Here is a 5,744-nt window from a genome sequence, read left to right as displayed (position 1 = left end):
CGCCGCGCTGCACGTCGCGGATGCGGTGCAGGCGGACCACCCCCGCCGCAACGCCGAACACCTCGCCGCCGCGTCCCTGCGCGAACGGTTCGATCGCTCCGTCGCCGCCGGGCGCGTGGCCACGGAGGGCGCCGAACCCGTCGTGCCGCGGGTATGGGGCATCGGCGTGGGGGCGAATCTGGCGAAAGAGGTGGGCGGCAAGGTGCGTACCGCCTTCGACGGCGTGGACGTCGCCGAGGCCGTCCAGCAACAGCCCGATCTGATCGTGCTGCCGCGCTCCACCGGCCGCTCGTTCGACTACGACGTCGCCGGACCCGAATGGCTGGCCGCCGGGTTCCGCGTCCTCACGCCGCCTGACGATCCCGCGGAGCGCCCCGTCTGGGAGAAGCTGGTCGTGCTCGTGCCCGAAGACGCCGCTCTCGGGCGACCCGCCGCGACGGACGACGATTCGATCGACGGGAAACCAATCGACCGGGAACCGGCGGAGATTGGACCGCAAAGTACTGCCTCGTCGAACGTCGACCGTTACGCTGCCGAAACCGGCGCCGCCGCCGCCCCCGATTCCTCCGCGAGGCGCTAACCGTTCCCGTGCCGTTGCTTCCGCTCGACCCGTCGTCGTTCGCTCCGTCCTCCCTGGCGGCGATCTTGGCGCATATGGTCGACGGCTCCATGGCCGGGGCCTCCGGGCGGCCGTGGCAGGATTGGCGCGTCTGGGCCGTGGTGGTCGCCGTGGCGTTGGCGGCCGCGGCGAGCGCCGGCGTCGTTCGCTGGGCGGCTCCGCTCCTCGGGGCGGTGGACGCTCCGGACGGCGGGCGCAAACTGCACAAGAAAACGACCCCTCTGTGGGGCGGCATCGCGGTGATCGCCGCGTTCGTGGTCGGCACGTTCGCGATGTTCGCCCTCGGGCGCACGCCGGTCGGGCCGACGTCGCAGATCTGGGGGCTGACGCTGACCGCGACCCTGTTCTGCGTGATCGGCGCCTGGGACGATCGCCACCCGGTGCGGGCCCGCACCAAGCTGGCCGGGATGTTCGTCGCCGCCTTGCCCTTCGCCCTGCTGGGGCCGCCGGTGGCGCAGTTGGAACTGATGGGCTATGTACTGCGGTTCGAAGAGTGGGGCATGTGGGGCCGAGCTGGCGCGGCGGCGTTCACGGTGCTCTGGTTGGTCGGCTGGGCGAACGTGGTGAACCTGTCCGACGGCCTCGACGGGCTGGCCTCCGGGTTAGGCTGGATCGTGGCGATCTCGATCGTCGTGCATAGCGCCCTGATGGGCCAATGGGGCGTGACGGTTCTGGCCCTGACGTTCTCCGCGGCGGTGTTCGGCTTCCTGCCCCACAACCTGCCCACCAAACGGGCGAAGATCTTTCTGGGCGACTCCGGCAGCCTGTCGATCGGCGCCTGCCTGGGCATGTTGAGCCTGTGGATCGAAAGCAAAACGTTCAGCGGCGTGACGGCCGTCGGCGTGCTGGCCGCCGGCGCCGTGAGCGGTTGGGACGTGATCACCGCGATGGCCCGCCGCTGGTTGAACGGCCAAAGCATCGCCGCCGCGGACCGCCACCACCTCCATCACCGCCTGCAGGATCGCGGGCTCAGCGTCCGCCGCACGCTGGCGGTGATCCTGTCCATGACGGCCCTCACCGCCGCTGCCGGCGTGGCAGGGGCTCATCTGCAGTCGCCGTACTTGGCCCCGGCGGTCTGCGTCGCCCTGTTCGGGGCGCTGGCCGTGGCGAAGGTGTTCGGCCATCACGAAGCGGCGCTGTTCGGCGCCTGGGCCGGCGCGACGTGGAAGAATCGCTCCGAAATCGGCTTGCGAGTCGTCAAACCCTCCCGGGCAAGCCGAGGCGACGCGCCGCCCCCCGCCCCGGCGCTCGATCCCGCCCCGACGCTCGATCCCGCCCCGACGCTCGATCCCGCCGCCGAATCAGACGCGCCCCACACCCGCGCCGCCTGAACGCGGGGCGCGACGCAACCGTCAGAGACCGGGACGTTCGAGCAGAGACGTTGCGGGCCGGGCGTCGGGAGGGGAGGATTGGCGCTTCCCCGACTTCGACCTCCCACAACGGCGTCCCCGATGGGCCTGTTTGACCGACTCCGCGGCGAACTCGTCGACATCATTGAATGGGTCGACGACGACCGTCACACCCTCGTGTGGCGCTTCCCCCGCTATCGCAACGAGATCAAAAACGGGGCGCAGCTGATCGTCCGCCCCGGGCAGACGGCGGTCTTCATCTCCAACGGGCGGATCGCCGACGTCTTCGAGCCGGGGCATTACACCCTCGACACGGACAACCTCCCCCTGCTGAGCACGCTGCAGGGCTGGAAGCACGGGTTCGAGAGCCCGTTCAAAAGCGAGGTCTATTTCGTCTCGACCCGCACCCTCAGCGAACTGAAATGGGGGACGCCGAACCCCATCATGCTGCGGGACGACGATTTCGGCCCGGTCCGACTGCGGGCGTTCGGCACCTATACGCTGCGGGCGCTCGATCCGCAGGTGCTGTTGAAAGAACTGGTCGGCACCGATTCCGCCCTGGAGACCGGCGAAATCGAGGAATTGATGCGCGGCGTGGTCGTCAGCGCGTTCGCCGACCTGCTGGGCGAATCGAAGATCGCCGCGCTCGATCTGGCGGCGAACTATAAAGAACTCGGCGACGACCTCGCCCGGTTGGTCAACGAGCGGATCGACGACGAGTACGGCCTCGAAGTCCCGCAGCTCTACATCATCAACGTCTCCCTGCCGGAGAGCGTCGAAAAAGCCCTCGACGCCCGCAGCAGCATGGGCGTGATCGGGGATCTCGGCCGCTACCAGCAGTTCCAGCTGGGCAACGCCCTCGGCCAGGAGGGCGGCCCCGGCGGGGCGATGGGCGAAGGTTTGGGGATGGGCCTCGGCTTCCAGATGGCGAACCAGATGGCCCGCGGCGGGCAACCGCAGATGACGGCCGCCCCCCAAGCCGGCGGTCCCCCGCCCCCGCCGCTGCCGTCGGCGCCAATGTGGCACGTCTCCGCGAACGGCCAGACCCGCGGCCCGCTGCCGCAATCGCAGTTGGAGCACGCCGTCCGAGCCGGCCAGGTCGGCCCGGACGCCCTCGTTTGGACGGCCGGCATGCCGGTCTGGGAATCGGTCAGCCGCACGCCGGTCTTCGCCAGCCAACTCGGCAGCTCCCCCCCGCCGCTGCCGGGCGGGTAAACGCCCAATACCAGCCCGGAGCGCAAGCTCCGGCCGTGCTTCGTCCGTTCTGTGGATGAACGCACGGCCGACGCTTGCGCGTCGGGCTGGTACAGCTCCCCCGCGAATTACAACGCCGCTTTGATCCGCTCCAGCGCCGTCTCGACGTTCTCGCGGCTGTTGAAGGCGCTGAGGCGGAAGTAGCCCTCGCCGGCGGCGCCGAAGCCGGCGCCGGGGGTGCCGACCACGCCGGCGTCGCTCAGCAGGCGATCGAAGAACTCCCAGCTGCTGGTTCCCTCAGGCGTTTTGAGCCAGACGTACGGGGCGTTTACGCCGCCGTGGACTTCGATGCCCAGCGCCGTCAGCCCCTCGCGGATCAGGCGGGCGTTCTCCATATAGAAGTCGATCAGCTCGCCGGTCTGCTGCTGGCCTTCGTCCGTATAAACGGCCGCGGCGCCGCGTTGGACGATGTAGCTCACGCCGTTGAACTTGGTGCTCTGGCGGCGGTTCCACAGTTCGCCCAGCGGGATCGCCGTCCCGTCGGACGCCGTGCCCGTCACGCCCTCGGGCACCACGGTGAAGGCGCACCGCACGCCGGTGAAGCCGGCGTTCTTGCTGAAGCTGCGGAATTCGACCGCACAGTCGCGGGCGCCATCGATCTCATAAATACTCCGCGGGATCTCCGGGTCGGTGATAAACGCGGTATAGGCCGCGTCGAACAGCAGCAGCGACCCGTGCTTTTTCGCGTACGCGACCCACTGGGCGAGATACTCCTTGGAGGCGACGGCGCCCGTCGGGTTGTTGGGGTAGCAGAGGTAAACGACGTCCGCCTTCGCCTCCGGGATGGCCGGCTGAAAGTCGTTCTCGGCGGTCGCTTCGAGGTAGATCAGGCCTTCGTAACGCCCGTTCTCGTCCGCCGGCCCGGCGTTGCCGGCCATCACGTTCGTATCGACGTACACCGGATAGACCGGGTCCGCAACCGCGACGACGTTTGCCCCGGCGCCGGCGAGAATGTCGAGCATATTCCCGCAGTCGCACTTTGACCCGTCAGAGACGTAAATCTCGTCCGGGGAGATGTTCAGTCCTTTGAAGTCGTGGTTCGCGATCGCTTCCCGCAGGAAGTCGTAGCCCTTTTCCGGGCCGTAGCCGCGGAAGGTCTCGCGGTCGCCGAGTTCATCGACGGCGGCGTGCATCGCCTCGCGGATCGCCGCCGGCAGCGGCTCGGTCACGTCGCCGATGCCGAGCTTGATCAGCGGCTTGTCCGGGTTCGCCTCCTGAAAGGCCCGCACCCGCCGGCCGATCTCCGGGAACAGATAGCCCGCTTTGAGGAGGCGAAAGTGATCGTTGATCTGCGGCATAACGGGCGAGCGGGGGGCGTCAGCCCCCTGAAGAGAATGGGTCGGTGGCCCCCCATCATCGGGCTTCCGGCGGCAGGCTCAACGCACGGGGGCGGGCGTTGAGGAGGAAGGAGTCCAAAGCCGGCCCGAAGTCCACCCGCTTCTCCAGCGAGAGATCGTACCCATATCGTCTATCCGGCGCGAGGGATGACCAGCCGTCCGGCCGTTCGATTATCACGTCGAACGCCCGTTCGGGGTAGCGAATTCGCCACACTTCCAGCACCCCCACTCGTACTCGCGGATCCTGTGGCAGCGGTGCCCCGAACTTCATTAGTGCCGCTTCGCCGATATCTGCGACGTGAACCGCGTGCGACGGGCCGACAGCCTGATTCCTCCGAAGGATGTATTCAAGGCCCGTCGCCTTCGGCACGCTCCCCGCGTACACGGCCCAGCCCGGCCACACGTCCCAGTACCCGCTCCGCGTGCCGAAGGGCAGCAGCACGGCGGCGGCGATCAACCCCGCCGCCGGCCAGGTTCGCCAGCCGGCCGCGCGCACCGTCGTCCACAGCGGCACGCCCTTGGCCTTCGGTTCCGGCCAAAACAGGACGAACTCGTGGGCGAGGAAGAAGGCGTTCCACAGGATCACCCCCCAGCTTTGATCGAGCCGCCACAGCGTCGCCGTGACCGACAGGTGCATGAACACGGCCCCGATCAACCCGACCCGCCGCAGGCTCGGCACGGCCAGCAGCACGCTGAGCGCCAGTTCCCACGCCGGCACCGCAAACGCGATCGCCGCCACGGCATCGTTCGACAGCCCGTTCGCCTCCACGCCGAACAGCCCCAGGAACCCGCCCATCAGCCACGACCCCGGCCCCTCCGCAAAGGCCAGATCCAGCTTCGATAGGCCCGAATGAAACAGAATCCCCACGGCCAACACCCGCCCCAACGCGACCGCCGCCCGATCGCCGGTCTCCGTCCGCGGGCACAGGCCCAACACGGCCCCGAGCAACAGGAATTGATACGCCCAGACCTGAATGCGAATTTGATTGAGCGCAAGGGCGAACGCGAGCGACAGCGTGAAGAGGGCGGGGGCGAGGCGGGGAAGCTCCAAGACCAAGAACTCAAGAACCAAAGAGGACCGGCGTCGGACTTCGCTCGTCGGCGCAGCCGTGACTTGGTTCTTGAGTTCTTGGTCCTTGGAATTTCTTCCCGGAACCATCCCGACCGCCCCCAGCAGCGCCCCCC

5 protein-coding genes are annotated in these 5,744 nt (G+C 68.5%); 3 read left to right on the top strand and 2 right to left on the bottom strand.

The window, feature by feature from the left end; translation table 11 throughout:
• The 3 genes from LzC2_RS19805 to LzC2_RS19795 all read left to right on the top strand — a co-directional run.
• Positions 1-580, top strand: a 580-nt coding sequence (locus LzC2_RS19805; RefSeq protein WP_171189762.1) for a hypothetical protein, incomplete at its 5' end; no start/stop codon positions are given.
• An 8-nt stretch (positions 581-588) separates the two neighbouring features.
• On the top strand, positions 589-1,950 hold the full coding sequence (locus LzC2_RS19800) for a glycosyltransferase family 4 protein (RefSeq protein ID WP_171189761.1): 1,362 nt from the start codon (positions 589-591) through the stop codon (positions 1,948-1,950).
• 120 nt (positions 1,951-2,070) lie between these two features.
• Positions 2,071-3,183 (top strand): SPFH domain-containing protein, encoded by a 1,113-nt coding sequence (locus tag LzC2_RS19795; protein WP_171189760.1) that lies wholly within the window; start codon positions 2,071-2,073, stop codon positions 3,181-3,183.
• A gap of 107 nt (positions 3,184-3,290) precedes the next feature.
• Here LzC2_RS19795 and LzC2_RS19790 read toward each other — a convergent pair whose 3' ends face one another.
• A complete protein-coding gene (locus LzC2_RS19790) occupies positions 3,291-4,520 on the bottom strand; it encodes an LL-diaminopimelate aminotransferase (RefSeq protein ID WP_171189759.1) in 1,230 nt (409 codons plus the stop codon).
• Positions 4,521-4,575: 55 nt separating this feature from the next.
• A partial coding sequence (locus LzC2_RS19785; protein ID WP_206678819.1) for a hypothetical protein occupies positions 4,576-5,744 on the bottom strand: 1,169 nt, incomplete at its 5' end.

Source organism: Alienimonas chondri, from assembly GCF_013036045.1.
Taxonomy (GTDB): domain Bacteria; phylum Planctomycetota; class Planctomycetia; order Planctomycetales; family Planctomycetaceae; genus Alienimonas; species Alienimonas chondri.
Note: the sequence above shows the minus strand (reverse complement) of the source record. Positions and strands in the feature narration are given on the sequence as shown.

Excerpts from the sequence above, each read along its gene's own strand:
- LzC2_RS19795 (WP_171189760.1), top strand. The coding sequence starts at position 2,071 with ATGGGCCTGTTTGACCGACTCCGCGGCGAACTCGTCGACATCATTGAA.
- LzC2_RS19790 (WP_171189759.1), bottom strand. The coding sequence starts at position 4,520 with ATGCCGCAGATCAACGATCACTTTCGCCTCCTCAAAGCGGGCTATCTG.